This is a genomic window from Actinoallomurus acanthiterrae (assembly GCF_054775715.1).
The window spans coordinates 7,683,637-7,700,456 of the sequence record NZ_BAAHCO010000001.1; the positions used below are offsets into that span (position 1 = coordinate 7,683,637).

Below are 16,820 nucleotides of genomic sequence, written 5' to 3' on the forward strand. Positions count from 1 at the left end.
CATGAACACACCCCCGGATCCACCGGGCGCATGGCACGAACGCCTGCGCCCCGGCTCACGCGCCGCCCGCCTCCTGGTCACCGCGGCCGCCGTGACGCTGCTGCTGACCGGCACCGCCTTCGGCGACGACGACGCCTTCCCCTTCGGTCCGTTCCGGATGTACTCGACGAGCACGCCCATCAACGGCGACGTCCACGTCCTCGCGCTCGCCGCCCGGCTGCCGGACGGCACCTGGAAACCGGCGAGGCTGGACGCCCCGGTCGTCGGCCTCACCCGCGCCGAGGCCGAGGGGCAGGCGCCGAGGTTCCAGGCCCATCCGGAGCTGCTGCAGCAGCTGCTCGACGCGCACGACCGCCTGCGGCCCCGCGAACCGCGCTGGACCGGCGTCCGGCTGATCCAGCAGTACTACATGCTCCGGAACCGCCTGTACGTCGGCAAGCGGGAGTTCACGATCGCCGAATGGACCCGCTCATGACCGCCCTGCAGGGCGCCGGGCAAGGGGGCGGCGAACGCCTTCCTGGGCTGGTGGTTCAGTCCCGTCCCGAAGGCCCGTATCGCGGTCTTCCGCACGGCGGCCTACCTGTTCATCCCACTCGACGTGCTCCTGCTCCGCCCGGTCAGCAGCTCGCACGCCTCGGCCACGTCGCTGTACCAGCCGTTGATCGTGGGCAAACTCCTGCACCTGCCGCACCCGACGGCGGCGCTCATCGAGGTGCTCCGGTGGGCGCTGCTGATCCTCTCGGTCGCGGCGGCGACCGGCCGGCTGCCCCGGCTGCTCGGCACGATCGTGGCGCTGCTGTACTTCGAGTGGATCATCATCGCCTTCTCCTTCGGGAAGGTGGACCACGACCGGTTCGCCTACCTGGTCGCGCTCGCGGTGCTGCCCACGGTCGGCAAGGCGGCGTTCCGGGACCGTACGCCGTCGGAGGCGGCGGGCTGGGCGATGCGCTGCGTGCAGATCGGGGTGGTGGTCACCTACTTCCTCGCCGCGTGGGCCAAGGTACGGTTCGGCGGCTGGGGGTGGGTGAACAGCGCGACGCTCGTCCGCGCCGTGCTGCGGCGCGGGACGTTCATCGCCGATCCGCTCCTGCACCACGCCGAGCTGCTGCACTGGGCGCAGTGGGGCATCATGGCGTTCGAGTTCGCCTCACCGGTGATCCTCTTCGTCAGGCCCCGCTACCAGTACCCGATGGTCGTGGGCTTCGTGCTGTTCCACCTGTCGGTGCTCGCCACCATCACGATCATGTTCTGGCCGCACGTGCTCTGCCTGATCTTCTGCTTCCTGCCCACCGAGCGCCTGGTGCGCGGCGGTGGACACGTCGCGACGCCCGACGGGCGGGCGCCGTCGCCCGACCCCGCCGCCGTCTCATCCGGCTAGGGCGCGGCCCGCGCGTCGCCGCTCGGGGTGCTGCGCGGCTCGGGATCAGCCGGACGCGGCCTGCGCGCCGGGCCGCTCGGCCGCAGGCAGCGCGCAGGCCGGGGTGCCGCCGGGCAGCCGGTGCCGGTTATTGGCGATGAGGCGGTACATCCCGTGCGCGATCCACCGGAACGGCGGGACCCTCGTGATGAGGCCCAGCGGCCGCCAGAACCCGCCGGCGTCGATCAGCAGCCTGGCCACCGCCTGTGCTCCGCCGTAGACCCGCCCGTCCTCGACCCACAGCAGCTCGTATTCGGCGCGTTCGGCGGTGGTGCCGAGCGCCGCCAGGTCCGCGAACTGGAAGGCGACGACCTCGGCGTCCGTCGGGACCCGCAGGCGGCCCTCGGCCTTGTCCCCTATGAGGCGTACGGCCTTCGTGCAGATGCCGCAGTCCCCGTCGTACACCAGAGTCGGTCGCTTCATGATCTCATCCTCCCGCATGGCACAACCGCGCCCGCGCCCGCGTGCTTCCCCCATGCGATGAAGATCACGGGCGAACCGTCACCAGGCAAGGTCATAAGTCTCCTCGCCTCCGCTGGAAACGGGGATCGCGTGGAAGCGTCCGTCGTCGATACGGCCGTATCCACCCAGGTCCGGTGGCGCGTCGGCGATGCTCGCGTCGTGATAGAGCAGGTGACGCCCTGAGGCGTCGCTTCGCAGGGCGACGCCGGGACCCAGGCCGGGCACGGCGGAGATCGCCTCGCTGTCGGACCCCTCCCGGTGCAGCATCCGCAGCACGCGCCCGTCGGCGAGGGAGACCTGACAGACCGCCAGCGCACCACCCGCCCGGGAGTACTCCGCGACGACGGCCACCCGTGTCCCGTCGCCGTTGATCACGGCCGCCCAGAGGTTCGTGAGCTCCCGGGACCTGCGCAGCAGGACCTTGCTCGCGCTCAGGTCCGTGGACCGCTTCGATCCGATGTCCAGGAGCCGGACGACGCCGTTCTTCGACGGCAGGACCGGGCCGTCCGCCGGTGCGTGGACCGGCTCGCGGAGCAGGAAGGCGACCTGGCGGGCGTCGGACGTCCACGAGAGGCTGGAGACGATGCTCTCCCCCGGGTCCGTCCACTCGCGCTGCGCGCCCGTCACCGTGTCGGCCACGCCGAGTTTGTAGTACGTCCGGTCCGCGGGACCGCCGCAGCGACGGATCGCGTACGCGACCTTGGCGCCGTCCGGTGAGGCCGCCAGCCCTCCGGGCGCCCCCTCCGTGCCGGCCGTCGCGCCCTGGATGCGCGCGCCGAGCGCGGAGAAGGCCGTGATCCGCCCCTTGCCGGACACCTTCATGCGGTAGATCCGCAGGGTGTCGCAGTCCGTCTTGTGGGCCGGCGCCGCCATGACGAAGAACATCCGGTCCGCGGCGGCGGCGACGTACTGGAAGGCCAGACCGCGCGACGCGGCTCTCGTGTCGTACACCCGGCCGGTCCTCGGGTCGCGGACCTCCACCCGCGACTCGCCCGCCGAAGACCCTCCGAATCCCGTCGTCGCCACGACGAACGCCGGGGCTCCGCCCGTGGTCGGCGGCCCCGAAGACGGGCTCCCGCCGACCAGCGCCGTCAGGGTGACCGAGACGGCCACCGCGGCCGCGGCGATCACCGGCAGCAGCCAGCGCACGCGTCTGGCGCGTGCCGGAAGGATCAGCGGGCGCTCCGGAAGGGTCAACGGGCGCACCGACTCGAGCCGTACCGTGCGGGCTCCTTCGGCGAACGCGTCCCGGAGGCGCCGTTCGGTCCCGGTCATGAGTCCTCCCCCAGCTTGCCGGCGAGCGCGGCGAGCGCCCGGGAGGTGGTCGACTTGACCGTGCCGCGGCTGACGCCCATCACCTCGGCGATCTCGGCCTCGGACAGGTCGAGGTAGTAGCGCAGCACCAGGGCCTCGCGCTGTCGGCGCGGCAGCGAGCGGAGGGCGAGAAAGACCTCACGGCGGTCCTCGCCGAGGAGCGCCGCCGATTCGGCGGACCAGATGGGCGGCTCGTACGCGCCGCCGAAGCGCCGCGCGACCGCGCGCCTGCGCAGCACGCCCCGGCAACCGTTGATCACCACGGTGCGGATGTACGGCAGCGCGTTGCGGGGGTCGCGGAGCCGGTCGATCCGGCGGTGCACCGCCGCGAAGGCGTCCTGGACGACGTCCTCGGCGGTGGGCTGGTCGCCGACGATGAACATCGCCATCCGGATGAGCTCGAGATGGTGCTCGCGGAAGATCATGGTCAAGATCACGGCCGAGCCGTGGTCCGCGGCATCCACGGTGCCCCCCGAGTCAGCAGCCGACGCGACGTCCTCCGCCATGCCGCCGGAACCGCCGGGCGGCCCGTACCAGGCCGGCGAGACGCCGAGCTCCTCCGCGATCTTTGATCCCATATCTTTTACATGTCATGGGCGCCGGTTTGGTTGCCCGCCACCCGAAAACTTATCCGGTACCGGAGGCCTCGGGGACCGTAGGACGGGCCGCCGAGGCAACCGATCGGCCGCTCGCGCATTCAAAGAGCGTGGAAACCAACATCGTGAGCGTCCTGAGCGGCCGGTCGGCCGACCCTCCGGAACCCGCCCATCCACCGGCGGACCTCACCGCGCTCTTCCGGGAACACCACGCGGGGTTGGTGCGTCTCGCCGTGCTCATGGTCGGCGACCGGCCCACGGCCGAGGACGTCGTCCAGGACGCCTTCACGGCCCTGCACCGCCGGTTGCCGAGGCTCGGCGCGGACGTCCGTCTCCTGCCCTACGTCCGCGCGTCCGTGCTGAACGGCTGCCGGATGGTGCTCCGGCGGCGGAAGCTGGCGAGCCGGTTCCGCCCCGAGCCGGAGCCCGCGGTCTGGTCCGCGGAGGCCGCCGTCCTGCTCAGCGAGGACCGGCGTGAGGTGTTCGCGGCGCTGTGCACACTGCCGCGCCGCCAGCGGGAGGCCCTCGCGCTGCGCTACTTCCTCGACCTGTCCGAGGCCGAGACCGCCGAGGTGATGGGCGTCAGCCGCGGCACCGTCAAGTCGACCACCTCGCGGGCGCTCGCCGCGCTCGCCGGGAAACTCGGAGGCACCGAATGACGGAGATCGAGAACCGGCTCCGCGACGCGTACGAGGCCGCGACGAGCACCGTACGGCCCGAAGCCCTCCGTCCCCTCACCGCTCCCCCGGCCCGGCGCCGGAGGCGGACCTGGGCGGCCCCGCTGGCCGTGGCCGCCGCCCTTGTCCTCGTCGCCGTCGGCGTGGCGGCCCTAACCCGGGGCACGGACCCTTGGCGCCCCGACCCCGCGCTCGTGGCCCAGGGACCCAGGTATGTCGTCGCCGTCACGGAGGGGCGCGCCGAGGTCATCGATGCCGTCACCGGCCGGAAGGCCGGTGACGTCGTCGCCGCCGGCGGCGGAAAGTATCTCGCCGTCGCCGCCGGCGACGACGAGACCTTCTTCCTCGCCGCCGACAAGCCCGAGCAGGACGGCCGCTCCGGACGGGTCTACCGCGTCTCCGTCCGCCAGGACGGGACGACGACGTCACCTACGCTGGTCCCGGGGGGACCGTACCGAAGAATCCGCCATCTCGCCGTGAGCCCGCACGGGACCCGGCTGGCCGTGGCTCAGGACTGGGACGACGACGTCAACCTCACCGTCGTCGATCTCGGCAGGCACGCGAAGAAGACGTGGACGACGAGAGGGCCGGGTGCGATCGGGAGTATGACCTGGGCTCCGGACGAGCGCACGCTCGGTTACGTCTCGAACCGGGGGAAGATCGTGATGCTTGACACGCGGAGGGGAGGCGGGAACGTCTGGACGCAACGTGAGGTCCGCAACGTGGACATCGATCATGGCCGCTTCAAAGATGGCGCGGTCAACGCGTTCCTCATCGATCCGGACGGCCGGACGCTGACAGCCACCGTCCAGGGCGCCAAGCACGGATCGGACGACCACGCCGACTACGTTCTGGCCAAGTTCTCCGCCGATACGGGTGAACCCACCGGCCGATCCCATGCCCTGCCGATGGACAGCTTCCGGATCACGGCCGATGCCACCGGCCGGCACATCCTCGTGCTGATCGACGGGCGGCCTGGCCGGGTCGACGACGGCCACTTCTCATGGATCTCCCGGCGCGAGGACGTCACCGACCTCGCCTGGTAGCGGCCCAGGCCACGGCGGGTCGTCCCTGGAAGGCGGTCGGCCTGCCGCGGCCTGACGGCTCAGTCCTGGGGCCAGGCGTCGGCGATGATCTGACGGGTCTCGCGCAGGAGCTGGGGCAGCACCTTGGTCTGGCCGATGACCGGCATGAAGTTGGTGTCCCCGCCCCAGCGTGGGACGACGTGCTGGTGGAGGTGCGCGGCGATGCCCGCGCCGGCGACCGTGCCGAGGTTCATGCCGACGTTGAACCCGTGGGCGCCGCTCGCCTTGCGCAGCGCGGTGATGGCGCACTGGGTGAGCCGGGCCAGCTCGGCGGTCTCCGCCTCGTCCAGCTCGGTGTAGTCCGCGACGTGCCGGTAGGGGCACACCATGAGGTGACCGGAGTTGTACGGGTAGAGGTTCAGGACGACGAAGACGCTCTCCCCGCGCCGGACGACCAGGCCGTCCTCATCGCTCATCTTCGGGATCTCGCAGAACGGGCACCCGTCCTCCGCTCCGGCGCCGGTGGGCTTGCTCTCACCCTTGATGTAGGCCATCCGGTGAGGCGTCCACAGGCGCTGGAACTGGTCGGGATCCCCGACCCCGTACTGTTCCTCATGGTCGGACTCGGTCATGCCAGCAGCATAGGGCCGGAGCCCCCGCAGGACCGCGCGCGGGTGCCGAACGAGCGCTCGGTTGCCGATGGCCGCCGTTAGGCTCACCGGGATGAATCTTGACGAGGCGGTACGGCTCTGGGACCCGGAGCCGGGATGGCTGAACACCGCGAGCTATGGCATACCGCCGGCGCTGGCGTTCGAGGCCCTGCAGAGCGCGCTGGCCGAGTGGCGTCGCGGGGCCAACGGCTGGGACAAGTGGGACCGATCCACCGATCGCGCGCGCGGCGCGTTCGCGCGTCTGGTCGGCGTCGCGGCCGACGACGTGGCCGTGGGCGCCTCCGCCTCGCAGGTGCTCGCCCCGGTCGCGGCCTCGCTGCCGCCCGGCTCGCGCGTGGTCGTCCCCGACATCGAGCAGACGTCGAACCTGTTCCCCTGGCTCGTGCACGATCTCGACGTGCGCACAGTGCCGCCCGCCGACCTGCCCGGCGCGATCGACGAGCGCACGGACGCGGTCGCCTTCAGCCTGGTCCAGTCCGCGACGGGTGAGGTCGCCGCCGTGGACGAGGTCGTCACGGCGGCGCGGGCGCACGGCGCGCTCGTCGTCGCCGACGCCACTCAGGCGGTCGGCTGGCTACCGGTCGACGCGACGTCCTTCGACGTCCTCGCCGTCTCGGCGTACAAGTGGCTGATGTGCCCGCGCGGCACCGCCTTCTGCTACGTGAGCCCGGCCGTGCGCGACCGCATCCGGCCGATCGCCGCCAACTGGTACGCCGGTGACGGCGACGCCTCGTACGGCCCGCCGCTGCGGCTGGCGAAGGACGCCCGGCGATTCGACATCGCCGCCCCCTGGTTCTCCTATGTCGCGGCCGCCCCCACGCTGGAGCTGCTCCTGGAGATCGGCATCGGCCCGATCCACGACCATGACGTACGGCTGGCCAACCGGTTCCGGACCGGCCTCGGCCTGCCACCCGGCGACAGCGCGATCGTCGGCGTCACCCGGCCCGGCGCGGCCGAGCGGCTCGCGGCGGCCGGCATCCGCGCGTCCGTCCGCAACGGCGCGGCACGCCTCGCCTTCCACCTCTACACGACGGAAGCCGACGTCGACACCGCCGTCGCGGCGCTGTCCCGGCAAAGATGATCATCTGTCGGCGGACGCTGTGAGCCTCCCCGGCATCTCATTCGATCGTGCGGTGGAGGCGGTTCGTGGAGCGCGACCGTGACAACGAGCGCGCCGAGGAGATCTGGGACGACGTGGACGCCGTCATCGAGGAGAACGACAGGACGGCCGACCGTAGACGTGATCCCCGGCGCCTGCGCAGCACGCGCCGGGGATCACTGACGGCCTCAGACCTGGATGCGGCTCTCGACGGCCTTGACGATCTCCTCGACGGCCTCGTCGATGGGGATGCCGTTCTTCTGCTCGCCGTTGCGGTAGCGGAACGAGACGGCGTCCTTGGCGACGTCGTCGTCGCCGGCCAGCAGCATGTACGGCACCTTCTGCTTCTGCGCGTTGCGGATCTTCTTCTGCATCCGGTCGCTGGAGGTGTCGACCTCCACCCGGATGCCCCGGTCGCGCAGCTTGGAAGCGATCTTCTGCAGGTGCGGGACGTGGTCGTCGGAGATGGGGATGCCGACCGCCTGTACCGGGGCCAGCCACGGCGGGAGCGCCCCCGCGTAGTGCTCCAGGAGCACGCCGAAGAACCGCTCGATCGATCCGAACAGCGCCCGGTGGATCATCACCGGGGTCTGCCGGGTGCCGTCGGCCGCCTGGTACTCCAGGCCGAAGCGCTTGGGCTGGTTGAAGTCGAGCTGGATGGTCGACAGCTGCCAGGTCCGGCCGATGGCGTCCTTGGCCTGTACGGAGATCTTCGGGCCGTAGAACGCGGCCCCGCCCGGGTCGTCCACCAGCTCCAGCCCGGACTCCTCGGCCGCCTGGCGCAGTGCCTCGGTCGCCTCCGCCCAGTCTGCGTCGTCGCCGATGAACTTGTCGGAGTCATCCCTGGTGGACAGCTCCAGGAAGAACTCGGAGAGACCGAAGTCGCGCAGCACGCTGAGCACGAAGGACAACAGCGACTTGATCTCGTCGCCCATCTGCTCCTTGGTGGTGTAGATGTGCGAGTCATCCTGGGTCATGCCGCGCACGCGAGTAAGGCCGTGCACCACGCCCGACTTCTCATACCGGTACACCGAGCCGAACTCGCACATCCGCAGCGGCAACTCGCGGTAGGACCGCCCGCGCGCCCGGAAGATCAGGTTGTGCATCGGGCAGTTCATCGGCTTGACGCGGTACTCGACCTCGTCCACCTCGAAGGGCGGGAAGATGTCGTCGCCGTAGTACGGCAGGTGGCCGGAGGTCTCGAAGAGCGACGACTTGGTGATGTGGGGGGTGTTGACGAACTCGTAGCCCGCCTCCTGCTGCCGCCGCCGCATGTAGTCCTCCATCTCCTTACGGACGATCCCGCCCTTGGGGTGGAAGACGGGCAATCCGCTGCCCAACTCGGGCGGGAAGGAGAACAGGTCCAGCTCGGCGCCGAGCTTGCGGTGGTCGCGCTTCTCGGCCTCCTCCAGCAATTTCAGGTACTCGTCCTGCTTCTCCCTGGACTCCCACGCGGTGCCGTAGATGCGCTGGAGCTGAGGGTTCTTCTCGCTGCCGCGCCAGTACGCCCCGCCGGAGCGCATGAGCTTGAACGCGGGGATCACGCGGGTGGACGGCACGTGCGGGCCGCGGCACAGGTCCTTCCAGCGCAGGTCGCCGCTCTTGGCGTCGAGGTTGTCGTAGATGGTCAGCTCGCCGCCGCCGACCTCCACGCTCTCCTCGTCCGCGGCGGAGCCCTTGAGGCCGATGAGCTCCAGCTTGTACGGCTCGGCGGCGAGCTCCTCACGGGCGTCGTCGTCGGCGACGACCCGGCGTGAGAACCGCTGCCCCTGCTTGACGATCTCCCGCATCTTCTTCTCGATGCGCTTGAGGTCGTCGGGCTGGAAGGGGTGCTCGACGTCGAAGTCGTAGTAGAAGCCGTTCTCGACGGGCGGGCCGATACCGAGCTTGGCCTCGGGGAACAGGTCCTGCACCGCCTGCGCCATGACGTGCGCGGCGGAGTGACGCATGATGGCCCGGCCCTCGGGCGAGTCGATCTGGATCGGCTCGACGACGTCGCCGTCACGCAGGGCGTACGCCAGGTCGCGGGCCTGGCCTCCGACGCGGGCGGCGATCACGGTGCGGCCGTCGGCGTCGAGCGCTTCTCCGGCGGTGGTGCCGGCCGCCACCACACGCTCGCTTCCGTCGAGGGTGATGCGCAGCTCAGACACGGAAACTCCTTGATGGTCAGGGATATCAGCTTCGAATGCTATCGACTGTGCGGGTCCTCCGGACGCCATCGGCGCCATGATCGCTCCTCTCGTGCGGCGGGAGCGAGCCGGGAAGCAGCGAGGCCCCGGGATCGCTCCCGGGGCCTCGGCCGTCAAGTCAGTGCTGGCAGCCTTCGCGCCGGGGCTCGCCCGGCGTCGTCGTCTGGAATATGGCCGCCATGCGCTCAGGGTATATCAGCGGCCGATGGCCCGCCACGCGGCTTTCTCGCCGTGAGCGCGCGCGGCGACGTGCAGGCGCCCGTCGGCGCCCAGAGCGCACAGCTCCCCGCCGGCCGGCAGTGGGGCGGGTACCCCGACCAGCTGCATCCGGGGCGGCCGCCCGATGACGGGCGGCTCGCCGTCGAGGCCCCGCGCGGCGCCCACGACCGCCGGGCTGTCCCAGAGCTTCGCCGCCACCTGGCGGGAGATCGTCATCGTCCGCGCGGTCCACGGCTCGCGGAACAGCACCTTGATCCGGCCGCCGGCCAGCTCGGCGCCGAGCGGCGCGATCGCCCCGGCCACCGGGAGGGTGCCCGCGAAGACGAGGGGCTTGCCCTGCGCGTGCTGGCGCCACCACAGGACCTGCGAGCGGGTCGCGGCGAACAGCTCGATCAGCCCGCCGTCGGTGACGACCGCCGCCAGGCCGTCCTGGACGTCGCCGTACCGCAGGTGCTTCTTCTTCGGCTGCGGGGAGAGGACCTGCCGCAGGTCGATGCCCGGCAGGTCCGTCCACTTGTGGCTCCAGCCCCCCGCGCCGAGGAACCGCGCGCTGACGCCCCCGCGCCCGTTGCGGACGAACACCGCGACCATCCCCGAGCCGTCGACCACGGCCACCGGGGCGCCGGCCTGGTTGCGGATCTTCGCCGGGTCCGGGCGGCCGAGGGACTGCCAGCCCCCCTGGTCGTACGCGACGACCTCCCCGGTGTCGGACTGCAGGCCGAGCACCACCGGCCCGGCGGCGGCCACCGCCGGCGCCAGGGCGCCACCCGGATCGCCGATGACCCGGGGGGCCGACCAGCGGCCGCCCGTGCGCCGCCAGGCGACCAGGCGGCCCCCAGCCACCGCGTACACGGTGTCCATCGCGGTGAAGCCGGTGCCGCGCGGCCACCGGTAGACCATCCGCGCCTCGTAGGCGTCCCAGTGGGGGTTCTCGGCGCTGATGCGGTAGTCGTGCGCGGAGTACGCCGCGAACACGCGCTGCTTGAACTTGTTGTCGGCCTCGCTGAGGTTCACCGCCAGGTTGCGGATGTTGTAGTCGCGGTAGTTGACCTGGAGCACGAGCCGGTCGGGGTGGCGTGTGGCGTAGCGGCGCACGGCCTCGCCGGCGAAGTGGGCGGCGGCGATGTGATCGGGGTGGTCCGCGCTGTACCGCTCGTCGGGCGCGATGTCCTGGGAGCGTACGACGGTCGGCCGGAAGCTCTGCATCAGGTCGGTGAGCGCGGTGAGGACGTCCTCCCGGGTCAGGCAGCGCCGGTACGGCGAGCCCTCGGGCGCCTGGGTCCAGCCGCACAGCTTCGGATGGTCGGCGGCGCTCCAGAGCTTTCCGAGGGTGTGCCAGCTCAGGCTGGCGCGCGGGTCGCGCCCGTCCGGCACGAGCATGAACACCAGGCGGATGTCGGGCCGGTCGACGAGGGTGTACGACTGCAGCCGCAGCGAGCCGGTCGTGAGGGTCTCCTGCCGCCACCGGTCGCGGACGCCGAGCATGAGGGCGTACGCCGTCCGCAGGCCGGTCTCGCGGTCGGCCACGTAGGCGTTCACGTCATGGGTGTCGGGCGGGACGCCGGCCTTGCTCTCCCCCGCGCTGAGGTAGACGGTCAGGTGCGGCGATCCGGCGCGCAGCGACTCCGACAGGTCCGGCGTCATGAACAGCAGGTCGTCGTCCTCGTGCGCGACGATCTGCAGGTAGCGGGAGCGGGCCGCGGGCGTTCCCGGCGCCGCCGCGCCGTGGCGGTTCACCGACGCGCGCGTGTTGCTCTCGGAGAGCAGGCCGATGCCCGTGCCCAGCCCGGCCGCGGCGACCGCACCGACCAGGAAGAACCGCCGCCGATCGGGTCCGAATAGCGGAGCTCCGGATGCGGACGGTTCGTTGGACATGCGGCGGACACTCCCATGAACGGCGCGGATGTGCGGGAACCAAATGAGTATCGCGGAACGCCGGACCTGTCCGTGCGCGGAAACGAGACGTCGGACCCGTCCGGGGGTGCGGAAACGGCAGGCCGGACCGTCGAGTAAGCTGGGCGCGGCGAAGGGGAGTAGTCCCGCCGGCCGGTCGTCGACATACTGGAGTGCTCAGCGCTCCCGGTGCCCGGGCCCCACAGGGGTGGACGAGACCTTCGGCTGTCGGTGACCGCTGTTCACCGTGAGCCGAGGTCTCTTTTCTTGTCTCACGGTGCCCGATCGATGAGGAACACATGCTGCACGTCGTGATCCTGCTGGCATGCGCCGTAGCGATCTACCTGTCCTGCGAGTGGTTCGTCAACGCCGTGGAATGGCTGGGCGTCCGGTTGAAGGTCGGCCCGCTCGCCGTCGGGACCCTGCTCGCCGCGTTCGGCACGGCGCTGCCGGAGAGTGTCGTGACGTTCGTCGCCGTGGTGTTCGGCTCCGGCGAGGCGCAGAAGGACATCGGTGTCGGAGCCGCGATGGGCGGCCCCCTCGCCCTGGCCACCGTCGCGTACGGCGTGACCGGCTTCATGATGCTGACCAGCCGCCGGAAGGTCCAGGCCGCCGCCCGTACGGCCGCCCCCGTCGGCGGCGGAACCGGCGGGGCGGCCGGGGACACGACGGGCGGCTCGCCGGGCGACGACCTGGGCGACACCGGCAAACTCGCGCGCGACCAGCGGTGGTTCCTCGCCATCTTCGTCGTGAAGGTGGCGCTGGGCCTGGTGGCCTTCGCGTACAAGCCCTGGCTCGGCCTGCTCTTCTTTACCACGTACGCGGTCTACTTCTGGCGGGAGCTGCGCGACGGCGGGGAGCACGGCGACGGCGCGGACCTGGAGCCGCTGCTCCTGCAGCGCCGCCGCGAGACGCCGGCGACGTGGGCCGTCGTCACGCAGAGCGTCGTCACCCTTGTGATCATCTTCTTCGCGTCGCAGCTGTTCGTGCACCAGCTCGACGCGATCGGCCCCATGATCGGCCTGCCCGCGGCGGTCACCGCGCTGCTGCTCTCCCCCATCGCCACCGAGCTGCCCGAGATCATGAACGCCGTGATCTGGGTCCGCCAGGGCAAGACTCCGCTTGCCCTGGCCAACATCAGCGGCGCGATGATGATCCAGGCGACCGTGCCGTCCGGGCTGGGCATCCTGTTCACGCCGTGGCGTTTCGACGGCGCCCTGCTCCTGTCCGGAGTGGTCACGATGGCGGCCATGGTGTTCCTGCTGGCGATGCTCAGGACGGGCCGCTTCAACGCCCGGACCCTGACCCTGGCGGCCGGCTTCTACGCCGTCTTCGGGCTCTGCCTGATCCCGATCCTGACCTGATCACGACGGACCGGCGGTGACGCCGGTCCGCGGTCGGCGGCGGTGCCGGGCGGGACCGGCGGGGGCGGTCAGGCCTTCTTGGCCAGGCGGCTGCGCACGTCGTCCATGTCGAGGGCGCGGACCTGCTCGATGAGGCTCTCGAGGGACTCGGCGGGGAGCGCGCCGGGCTGGGAGAACACGATCACGCCGTCGCGGACCGCCATGATCGTCGGGATGGACCGGATGTCGAAGCGCATCGCCAGGTCCTGTTCGGCCTCGGTGTCGACCTTGCCGAAGACGATGTCCTCGTGCTTGGCGGACGCCTCGTCGTAGATGGGCGCGAACATCTTGCACGGCCCGCACCAGCTGGCCCAGAAGTCGACCAGCACGATGCCGTCGCCGCTCGCGGCCTTGTCGAAATTCTCGGAGGTCAGCGTCGTCGTCGCCATGTCACAGCTCCTCGGTGTCGGGGTCAACGGGTCCTATCAGGCCACCCGCCCCCAGCACAACAGAGGAGCCACCCCGGTAATTCCGGTGGCACACCGTCGCACGGCCCGGCGATGTGGCCACGACCCTCGGCACCGCAGCCCGGCTCCCGGTCATGCCGGGGCACCCGGGATGTGGGGCTCCTCGAGGGTCATCGCCGGACCGGCCGCGGAACGCGCCTGTCATGGCGCGCCGCGGAGTCGGAGCGGGTCGGTCAGCAGCACCTGATCGTCGTGTCGCTGTCCGACGCCGTCGAGGAGACCGACGCGGAGGCGGAGACAACGCCGACCGTCTGCACGCTGACGAGTGAAGTGACTATAGCCAACAGGAACAGGGCGATGACCCTGCGAAGATGTGACATTGTTTTCTATCCTTTCGCATGGTTCTGTCATTTTCTTGTAGAGGCGGGCGGGATGCCAGGTCAAGAATCGCTCGGGGAACGGGTTCGTAACTTGCGGCTGCGCAAGCAGCTTTCCCAGGCTCAGCTGGCCTGGCCGGAACTCTCCGACAGCTACGTGTCACTCATCGAAAGCGGCAAGCGCACACCCGCACCGAGCATGGTGGCACTTCTGGCCCGCAAGCTCGGCTGCTCGGAGTCGTACCTGCTCACCGGGGTCACGGAGGAGACCATCAGCGGGCTCCGGGAGACGCTGGAGTACGCGCAGATCGCCCTGCAGAACGGTGGCGCCGCCGAGGCCCGCGTCCGTTTTTCGGAGGTCCTCACCGACCCAGCCCTCGCCGACCTGCCCGCGCTCGCGCACGAGGCCCGCTGGGGTCACGCCCTGGCCCTCGAGGCGACCGGAGCGCTCGAGGAGGCGATCAGCGACCTCGAGCTCGCGACCGAGACGCTCTCCCCACTGTCGGAACCCGAGCGATGGGCCGAGGTCCACACCGCGCTGAGCCGGTGCCACCGCGAGCGCGGGGATCTTGCTCGCAGCATCCAGGTCGGCGAGGACGCCCTCGATCGGCTGACCGCGGCCGGCGGGCCGTGGACCGACACGATGGTGATGCTCGGCTCCACCATCCTGGCCGGCTACGAACAGCGCGGCGACCTGGCGTACGCGCGGCAGCTCGCCGAGGTCCTCATCGAGCGCGCGGAGGCCATCGGCAGCCCCCGCGCGCTGATGGCCGCGTACTGGAACGCCGCCTGGGTGGCGGACCTGCGCAGCGAAACGCGCGAAGCGCTCAGGCTGTCCGAACGCGCGATCGCCCTCCTCGGCGAGGAGGACGATCCGCGCAACCTCCCCCGGCTGCGAGCCGTGTACGCGCACTTCCTGCTGCGCGTGCACCCCGACCAGGCCGAGCGCGCTCTCGAGCTGATGCACCAGGCCGAACGTGAGATGGACTCCAGCTCCGCCAGTACGGTCGACTTCGCGTACTGCCTCATGTACCAGGCCCGTGCCGAGATCGTACTCGGGCGGCCGATCGAGGCCGCGGCACTGGCGCGGCGGGCGACCGACATTCTCAGCGAGACCGCCGGAATGGCCATCGCCGAGGCCTACACCGTCCTGGGCGACGCGCAGGTGCGCCTCGGGCTCCGAGAGGAAGGGGTAGCCGCGTTCTCCCAGGCAGTGGAGTACCTGGAGAAGATGGAGGCGCACCGGCCCGCCGCCCGCGCGTGGTTCGACCTGGCGGAGCTCCTCGGGGCCGCGGGGCAGGCCGACGGGCAGAAGGCCGCCTTCCAGCGGGCTCTCGCCTGCATGGGGCTCTGAGCCGAAGTTCGGGGGAACCGATCTCGGGGGAACCGATCCGCCCCGCCTCGCGTCTACCTTGTCGTTCATGGAAGGCTTCGTCCGGAAAAGCTGGATGAAGCCTGAAGTACGACCCTCGGAGGAATGACGTGATGGTTCGGCGGATTCGACTGGCATCGGTGGCGGTCGTGGCGCTCACCCCCGCGTTGCTGACGCTGTCGGCCTGCGGTCACTCTCATCACCACGTGGTGCATCACCACGTCGTCCACCACGTCGTGGTGCACCACCGCCACCACTGACCGGGATGCCGCCGGCCGGACGCCCCGGCCGGCCCCTTCCCCCTCGCGACGGATTCGCCGACCGCTCTTGACGCGCGCGCGAAGCGGGCTCATCCTCGGAGCTTGTTAGGAAACCTTCCTAACATCCGCCGGATGTCGGCGTGCCGACCCGGCGGCGCAGTCCCCCGCCGAGGAGGCCCGCATGTTCCACAGAAGGGGCCGGTCGACTGCCCTCGCGACCGCGGTCGCCGTCGTCTCACTCCCTCTCGTGGCCGCTACCGGCCAGGCCGGCGCCGCTCCGGCGGCCGTGGCCCGGCAGGCCGGTACGGCCGCAGCCCCCGCCCACCCGTTCCCGACGCATGTGACGTACAAGACGGGCGTCATGCCGTCCGCGAGCCAGTCCGCGCGCGACGCCGCCGTCACGAAGCAGTACGACTCCTGGAAGAGCAAGTACCTGCGCGCCGCCTGCGGCGGCTACCTCGTCTACGCCACCGGGGACGCCCCGAACAAGGGCACCGTCTCCGAGGCGCAGGGCTACGGCATGAACATCGTGCCGCTCATGGCCGGCTACGACGCCGACGCCAAGGCGGAGTTCGACGGGCTGTGGCACGTGGTGTCCACCCACCGCGACTCCCAGGGCATGATGCAGTGGAAGATCGACGGCAGTTCGTGCAAGTACGCCGACTCCGGGACGCCCGACGGCGCCACGGACGGCGACCTGGACGTCGGGTATGGCCTGGTCCTCGCCGACAAGCAGTGGGGCGGCTACACGAGCGCGGCCAAGGACTGGCTGGCCAAGTTCTACGCCGCCGACGTCGCCTCCGACGGGCACCTCAAGTGCGAGGACGACGGGCCGAGCACCGACACCCGCCCATCCGACCACATGCTCGACCACCTGCGCGCCTTCGCCGCCTACGACACCGCCCACGACTGGAACAAGGTCGTCACGCGCACCGAGGCGGTCATCAAGGCGTTCACCGCGAAGTACTCCCCCACCGCGAACCTCCTGTCGGACTTCGTGGTGAACGCGAACACCAGCAGCCCGAAGCCGGCGCCCGCCGACTACCAGGAGAGCCAGCCGGACAACATCGTCGGCTACAACTCCGTGCGCGTGCCGTGGCACATGGGAACCGACGCCCTGCTGTACGGCTCGTCGGTGACCGTCGGCGTCGCCACGAAGGAGTCGGCGAGCTACAAGAGCCACGCGGGCGGTGACCCGGCGAAGATCTACCCGCACACCAAGCTCGACGGCACCCCCACCCAGACCGACGACCAGTCCGAGGCCGCCAACGACCCGGTCGGCGTGGCCGCCATGGCCGCCGGCGACCAGGCCTGGACGGACAAGCTGTGGAACTTCCTGGCCACCAACCCGTACGGCGACACGTACTACGGCGAGACGATCAAGATGCTCGTCTACATCGTCATGGCGGGCGACTACTGGTCCCCCGCGAGCTGACCTC

16 protein-coding genes are annotated in these 16,820 nt (G+C 70.9%); 9 read left to right on the plus strand and 7 right to left on the minus strand.

What is annotated here, in order from left to right:
* The first annotated feature begins 1 nt into the window (after nt 1).
* Together ACYVF7_RS36305 and ACYVF7_RS36310 are read left to right on the plus strand one after the other, a co-directional pair.
* Nucleotides 2-475, plus strand: coding sequence for a hypothetical protein (locus ACYVF7_RS36305; RefSeq protein WP_460349616.1), 474 nt, complete (start codon nt 2-4; stop codon nt 473-475).
* A gap of 123 nt (nt 476-598) precedes the next feature.
* Nucleotides 599-1,378 carry a hypothetical protein gene (locus tag ACYVF7_RS36310; protein WP_460349618.1) on the plus strand — a complete coding sequence of 260 codons (780 nt, stop codon included), beginning with the start codon at nt 599-601 and terminating at the stop codon, nt 1,376-1,378.
* A 45-nt stretch (nt 1,379-1,423) separates the two neighbouring features.
* Here ACYVF7_RS36310 and ACYVF7_RS36315 read toward each other — a convergent pair whose 3' ends face one another.
* The 3 genes from ACYVF7_RS36315 to ACYVF7_RS36325 all read right to left on the minus strand — a co-directional run bounded on the left by ACYVF7_RS36315 (nt 1,424) and on the right by ACYVF7_RS36325 (nt 3,618).
* Complete coding sequence (locus ACYVF7_RS36315) at nt 1,424-1,840, minus strand: thiol-disulfide oxidoreductase DCC family protein (RefSeq protein ID WP_460349620.1); 417 nt, start codon at nt 1,838-1,840, stop codon at nt 1,424-1,426.
* Between the two features lie 78 nt (nt 1,841-1,918).
* The gene (locus tag ACYVF7_RS36320) at nt 1,919-3,154 is read right to left on the minus strand and encodes a hypothetical protein (protein WP_460349622.1); all 1,236 of its coding nucleotides are present in this window, start codon (nt 3,152-3,154) and stop codon (nt 1,919-1,921) included.
* Complete coding sequence (locus tag ACYVF7_RS36325; protein WP_460358322.1) at nt 3,151-3,618, minus strand: SigE family RNA polymerase sigma factor; 468 nt, start codon at nt 3,616-3,618, stop codon at nt 3,151-3,153. The genes ACYVF7_RS36320 and ACYVF7_RS36325 overlap by 4 nt, the downstream gene beginning before the upstream one ends.
* 281 nt (nt 3,619-3,899) lie before the next feature.
* On the opposite strand from ACYVF7_RS36325, the gene ACYVF7_RS36330 reads away from it, so the two are divergent.
* Together ACYVF7_RS36330 and ACYVF7_RS36335 are read left to right on the plus strand one after the other, a co-directional pair.
* Nucleotides 3,900-4,448, plus strand: a complete 549-nt coding sequence (locus tag ACYVF7_RS36330; protein WP_460349624.1) for an RNA polymerase sigma factor — start codon at nt 3,900-3,902, stop codon at nt 4,446-4,448.
* Nucleotides 4,445-5,512 carry a hypothetical protein gene (locus ACYVF7_RS36335; RefSeq protein ID WP_460349626.1) on the plus strand — a complete coding sequence of 356 codons (1,068 nt, stop codon included), beginning with the start codon at nt 4,445-4,447 and terminating at the stop codon, nt 5,510-5,512. The genes ACYVF7_RS36330 and ACYVF7_RS36335 overlap by 4 nt, the downstream gene beginning before the upstream one ends.
* 59 nt (nt 5,513-5,571) lie before the next feature.
* Here ACYVF7_RS36335 and ACYVF7_RS36340 read toward each other — a convergent pair whose 3' ends face one another.
* Entirely contained in the window at nt 5,572-6,123 is a 552-nt protein-coding gene (locus ACYVF7_RS36340; RefSeq protein WP_460349628.1) for an HIT family protein, read from the minus strand.
* 91 nt (nt 6,124-6,214) lie between these two features.
* Here ACYVF7_RS36340 and ACYVF7_RS36345 point away from each other — a divergent pair, with 91 nt between their 5' ends.
* Complete coding sequence (locus tag ACYVF7_RS36345) at nt 6,215-7,243, plus strand: aminotransferase class V-fold PLP-dependent enzyme (RefSeq protein ID WP_460349630.1); 1,029 nt, start codon at nt 6,215-6,217, stop codon at nt 7,241-7,243.
* Nucleotides 7,244-7,449: 206 nt separating this feature from the next.
* Here the strand turns inward: ACYVF7_RS36345 and thrS are convergent, their stop codons facing one another.
* Together thrS and ACYVF7_RS36355 are read right to left on the minus strand one after the other, a co-directional pair.
* The gene (gene thrS, locus ACYVF7_RS36350) at nt 7,450-9,411 is read right to left on the minus strand and encodes a threonine--tRNA ligase (protein WP_460349632.1); all 1,962 of its coding nucleotides are present in this window, start codon (nt 9,409-9,411) and stop codon (nt 7,450-7,452) included.
* Nucleotides 9,412-9,645: 234 nt separating this feature from the next.
* Nucleotides 9,646-11,544: a PIG-L family deacetylase gene (locus ACYVF7_RS36355; protein WP_460349634.1), complete on the minus strand. Its 1,899-nt coding sequence runs from the start codon at nt 11,542-11,544 to the stop codon at nt 9,646-9,648.
* A gap of 317 nt (nt 11,545-11,861) precedes the next feature.
* On the opposite strand from ACYVF7_RS36355, the gene ACYVF7_RS36360 reads away from it, so the two are divergent.
* Nucleotides 11,862-12,926 (plus strand): sodium:calcium antiporter, encoded by a 1,065-nt coding sequence (locus ACYVF7_RS36360; protein WP_460349636.1) that lies wholly within the window; start codon nt 11,862-11,864, stop codon nt 12,924-12,926.
* 68 nt (nt 12,927-12,994) lie between these two features.
* Here ACYVF7_RS36360 and trxA read toward each other — a convergent pair whose 3' ends face one another.
* Nucleotides 12,995-13,354: a thioredoxin gene (gene trxA / locus ACYVF7_RS36365; RefSeq protein ID WP_360886327.1), complete on the minus strand. Its 360-nt coding sequence runs from the start codon at nt 13,352-13,354 to the stop codon at nt 12,995-12,997.
* Between the two features lie 450 nt (nt 13,355-13,804).
* Between trxA and ACYVF7_RS36370 the strand changes: the two genes are divergently transcribed.
* The 3 genes from ACYVF7_RS36370 (at nt 13,805) to ACYVF7_RS36380 (ending at nt 16,816) form a co-directional block, all read left to right on the plus strand.
* Nucleotides 13,805-15,103: a helix-turn-helix domain-containing protein gene (locus ACYVF7_RS36370; protein ID WP_460349639.1), complete on the plus strand. Its 1,299-nt coding sequence runs from the start codon at nt 13,805-13,807 to the stop codon at nt 15,101-15,103.
* 131 nt (nt 15,104-15,234) lie between these two features.
* A complete protein-coding gene (locus ACYVF7_RS36375) occupies nt 15,235-15,381 on the plus strand; it encodes a hypothetical protein (RefSeq protein ID WP_460349641.1) in 147 nt (48 codons plus the stop codon).
* Nucleotides 15,382-15,562: 181 nt separating this feature from the next.
* Nucleotides 15,563-16,816: a glycosyl hydrolase family 8 gene (locus ACYVF7_RS36380; RefSeq protein ID WP_460349643.1), complete on the plus strand. Its 1,254-nt coding sequence runs from the start codon at nt 15,563-15,565 to the stop codon at nt 16,814-16,816.
* Nucleotides 16,817-16,820 lie beyond the last annotated feature (4 nt).

Excerpts from the sequence above, each read along its gene's own strand:
- ACYVF7_RS36305 (WP_460349616.1), top strand. The coding sequence starts at position 2 with ATGAACACACCCCCGGATCCACCGGGCGCATGGCACGAACGCCTGCGC.
- ACYVF7_RS36315 (WP_460349620.1), bottom strand. The coding sequence starts at position 1,840 with ATGAAGCGACCGACTCTGGTGTACGACGGGGACTGCGGCATCTGCACG.
- ACYVF7_RS36320 (WP_460349622.1), bottom strand. The coding sequence starts at position 3,154 with ATGACCGGGACCGAACGGCGCCTCCGGGACGCGTTCGCCGAAGGAGCC.
- ACYVF7_RS36325 (WP_460358322.1), bottom strand. The coding sequence starts at position 3,618 with ATGATCTTCCGCGAGCACCATCTCGAGCTCATCCGGATGGCGATGTTC.
- ACYVF7_RS36335 (WP_460349626.1), top strand. The coding sequence starts at position 4,445 with ATGACGGAGATCGAGAACCGGCTCCGCGACGCGTACGAGGCCGCGACG.
- ACYVF7_RS36340 (WP_460349628.1), bottom strand. The coding sequence starts at position 6,123 with ATGACCGAGTCCGACCATGAGGAACAGTACGGGGTCGGGGATCCCGAC.
- ACYVF7_RS36345 (WP_460349630.1), top strand. The coding sequence starts at position 6,215 with ATGAATCTTGACGAGGCGGTACGGCTCTGGGACCCGGAGCCGGGATGG.
- ACYVF7_RS36355 (WP_460349634.1), bottom strand. The coding sequence starts at position 11,544 with ATGTCCAACGAACCGTCCGCATCCGGAGCTCCGCTATTCGGACCCGAT.
- ACYVF7_RS36360 (WP_460349636.1), top strand. The coding sequence starts at position 11,862 with ATGCTGCACGTCGTGATCCTGCTGGCATGCGCCGTAGCGATCTACCTG.
- trxA (WP_360886327.1), bottom strand. The coding sequence starts at position 13,354 with ATGGCGACGACGACGCTGACCTCCGAGAATTTCGACAAGGCCGCGAGC.
- ACYVF7_RS36370 (WP_460349639.1), top strand. The coding sequence starts at position 13,805 with ATGCCAGGTCAAGAATCGCTCGGGGAACGGGTTCGTAACTTGCGGCTG.
- ACYVF7_RS36375 (WP_460349641.1), top strand. The coding sequence starts at position 15,235 with ATGGTTCGGCGGATTCGACTGGCATCGGTGGCGGTCGTGGCGCTCACC.
- ACYVF7_RS36380 (WP_460349643.1), top strand. The coding sequence starts at position 15,563 with ATGTTCCACAGAAGGGGCCGGTCGACTGCCCTCGCGACCGCGGTCGCC.